General features: G+C 39.2%; 3 protein-coding genes. All 3 read left to right on the top strand.

Annotation, left to right across the window (positions count from 1 at the left end; genetic code table 11):
• A partial coding sequence (locus tag BBS29_RS08570; RefSeq protein WP_068130429.1) for a YPDG domain-containing protein occupies positions 1-896 on the top strand: 896 nt, incomplete at its 5' end.
• Positions 897-1,085: 189 nt separating this feature from the next.
• A complete protein-coding gene (locus BBS29_RS06520; protein WP_068130426.1) occupies positions 1,086-2,195 on the top strand; it encodes a PfkB family carbohydrate kinase in 1,110 nt (369 codons plus the stop codon).
• Positions 2,179-3,093, top strand: a complete 915-nt coding sequence (locus BBS29_RS06515; protein WP_068130423.1) for a pseudouridine-5'-phosphate glycosidase — start codon at positions 2,179-2,181, stop codon at positions 3,091-3,093. Before BBS29_RS06520 ends, BBS29_RS06515 begins: the two co-directional genes overlap by 17 nt.
• Positions 3,094-3,622 lie beyond the last annotated feature (529 nt).

The raw sequence follows: 3,622 nt of genomic DNA, 5'->3' as shown, positions 1-3,622 counted from the left end.
CAACTGATAAAACAAAAGCGAACTTCAAATTAGACACAGATGGTGACGGTACTCCAGATATCACAGATGAAGATGATGATAATGACGGAGTATCAGATGAAAAAGAAAAAGAAGATGGTACAAACCCTAAATCACCAGAAGATAGCAACCTTTATGAACCTGACTACGAAGATGGCAGTGGTAAACCAGGTGAAGATGTAAAAGTACCAGCACCAATCTTCAAAGATAAAGATGGTAACCCAACAACACCACCAGAAGGTACGAAATTCACACCAGGTGAAAATACACCAGGCGGCGTTATAGTTGATGAAAACACAGGTGAAATCACAGTCACAATCCCTGAAGACGCAAAACCAGGTGACAAGATTACTGTACCAGTTGAAGTGACTTATCCAGATGGAACTAAAGATACTGTAGAAGTAACTGTAACAGTTGAAAAACCAGATGTAGTTGTTGACAAACCAACAATCAATCCTCCTAAAGCTGGAGATAAGCAAATCGGTGGTACAGGTAAACCTGGACACACTGTAATTGTGACATATCCAGATGGATCAACAAGCAACGCAATTGTTGACAATGATGGTAACTGGAGTGTGAACGTTCCACCTCACATTAACCTTAAAGAAGGAGATAAGATTACAGCAGTTCAAGTTGATGAACATGGAAATGTTTCTGAAGCAGCTGAAGTAATAGTAGTTGGTGCTGACAAAGGTGCCGCTTCTCCAGACCAAGGTTCTAAAGACCAAGGTTCTAAACCTAGCCAACAACAAAAAGTATTACCTAACACAGGTGAAGCGCAAGATAACAAAGGTCTAATTGCAGGTGCAGCAGCATTATTCGCAGGAATGAGTGCATTAGTACTTGGAAGAAGACGTAAAGAAAACGAAGATCAATAATAGAATTATAGATTAAAGTTTTTACCGCACATTTTTGTGCGGTTTTTCTTTATTTCCAATAGATTTTTCAAAAATAAGATGATAAGATAAGATAATAAAATGAATTATTTTTCACAAAGTTATATTGCTAAAATTTTATCGATGTGCTGTATAATAATAGATAGAAATCGTTTGAGAGGAGATAGGCTGTTGGATCAAAGAGAGACTGAAGTATTAAATCTCATAAAAGAGAACCCGTTTATTTCTCAGTCGGAGTTGTCTAAAAAGCTTGGTTTAACTGCTTCGAGTGTATCGAGAATTATAGCAGACCTCGTGCATAAAGAGTTTATTCAGGGACAAGCTTATGTTTTAAATGAAGAGTTCCCGATTGTCTGTGTCGGTGCAGCGAATATTGATAAGAAGTTTTTTGTTCATGAAAAGTTGATTCATGGAACGTCGAATCCGATTGATTCTGCGCATTCTGTCGGTGGAGTCGTGCGTAATATCGCTGAGAACTTGGGTCGTTTAGGCCAAAATGTGGCGCTCATTACGACAAGAGGTGATGACGCAGAGTGGCTGAAGGTAAAAGAAGCTTCTGAAGCGTATATTAATTTAGATTTTACTGAAATCATCGAAGGGAAAAATACAGGCGCATATACCGCATTAATAAACCGTGAAGGCGAAATGGAGTACGGTTTTGCGGATATGAGTATTTACGATGAATTCACACCTGAAGTACTAATTCGTCAGACGTATATTTTAAAGCGTGCAAAATGTATTGTAGCGGATTTAAACGTTCCGAAAGTAACGCTTGAATTTTTAGTGGCATATGCAGAAAAACACGATATTAAGCTCGTATTTATTCCTGTATCTGGACCGAAAATGGAGCGTCTGCCGGATTATTTAGAGCCAGTGGACTGGTTGATTGTAAACCGCGATGAGACCGAAGCGCAGTTTAATATGGTCATTCAGACGGATGAAGATTTAATGGAAGGTGCGAAGCTTTGGAACGCACGCGGTGTGTCTAACGTCATCGTAACGAACGGATCTAAATCTTTAGCGTATGCGTCTAAAGATTATGAAAAGATTTACCCAATTAAAAAATCGAACCGCGTCGTCGACGTAACAGGAGCTGGCGATAGTTTTTCTAGCGCAGTGATTTACGGTTGGCTAAATGGGTATAGTATAGATGACTGTATTGAACTTGGTATGGTCAACTCAACAAAAACGATTGAAACAGATTTTACAGTACGTCAAGATTTAACAGAAAAGCAGTTAAAATTAGATTTGGAGGCTTATAGGAATGAATCATTTAATTGATCTTACAAAAGAAGTACAAGAAGCATTAGAAAATAATAAACCAGTAGTTGCATTAGAGTCGACTATTATTTCTCACGGAATGCCGTATCCCCAAAACGTAGAGATGGCGAAAAAGACTGAAGAAATCATTAGAGAAAACGGTGCAGTACCAGCGACAATCGCAATTATGGACGGCCGTATTAAAGTTGGACTTACTGAAGACGATTTAGAACTACTTGCTAAAGAAGGACGTAACGTTACTAAAGTATCTCGTCGTGACTTAGCAGAAGTTATCGCAATGAAAACACTCGGTGCGACGACTGTAGCATCTACAATGATTTGTGCGAACCTAGCAGGAATCAAATTCTTCGTTACAGGTGGAATCGGTGGGGTACACCGCGGATATGAAGAGCATATGGACGTATCAGCAGACTTAGACGAACTTGGTAAAACAGACGTCGTCGTAATTTCTGCAGGTGCGAAATCTATTTTAGACTTACCAAGAACATTAGAATACCTTGAAACAAAAGGTGTACCAGTAATTGGATATCAAACAGAAGAGTTACCAGCATTCTTCACGAGAGAAAGCGGACTTAAACTCGCGTCACACTTCGATACAACAGAAGATATCGCAAAAGTTATTAAAGCAAAACACGATTTAGGACTTGAAGGTGGTACGAGCGTCGTAAACCCAATTCCTGAAGATGAAGCACTCGACAAAGACTACATCAACGGTGTGATCCAAGAAGCGGTAGAACAAATGGAAAAAGACGGTGTCGGCGGTAAAGAAGCAACACCTTACTTATTAAAAGCAATCGTTGAAAAAACAGACGGAAAAAGCTTAGAAGCTAACATCAACCTCGTATACAACAACGCAAAAATCGGCGCACAAATCGCGGTTGATTACTACAAGCTGTAATTAGATAATAGAAGTTAGTGCCCCCTCACATGGTGTGAGGGGGTTTTTATTCATTAAATAATAGTGTATGGTTACTCGAATGTTTGACGAATAGAGGTTTATTCGTGAAGAAATTGTGGGAAGTTACACTGTAACTTAATGAATAAAGGCTCATTCGCTAAGTAATAGTGTAGAGTTACCCGAACCCTTGATGAACTGCGTCGCATTCATGAAGTAATAGTGTAGAATTACCCGAATTCTTGATGAACAGCGTCGCATTCATTAAGAAATAGTGTAGAGTTACCCGAAAGCTTGACGAATAGCGACTTATTCATTAAGAAATAGTGTAGAGTTACCCGAACCCTTGATGAACTGCGTCGCATTCATGAAGTAATAGTGTAGAATTACCCGAACCCTTGATGAACAGCGTCACATTCATTAAGAAATAGTGTAGAGTTACCCGAACCCTTGATGAACAGCGTCGCATTCATTAAGAAATAGTGTAGAGTTACCCGAACCCTTGATGAACAGCGTCGCATTCATTAAGAAA

Origin of the sequence: Nosocomiicoccus ampullae (assembly GCF_001696685.1) — a bacterium.
Classification (GTDB): Bacteria; Bacillota; Bacilli; order Staphylococcales; family Salinicoccaceae; genus Nosocomiicoccus; species Nosocomiicoccus ampullae_A.
Note: the sequence above shows the minus strand (reverse complement) of the source record. Positions and strands in the feature narration are given on the sequence as shown.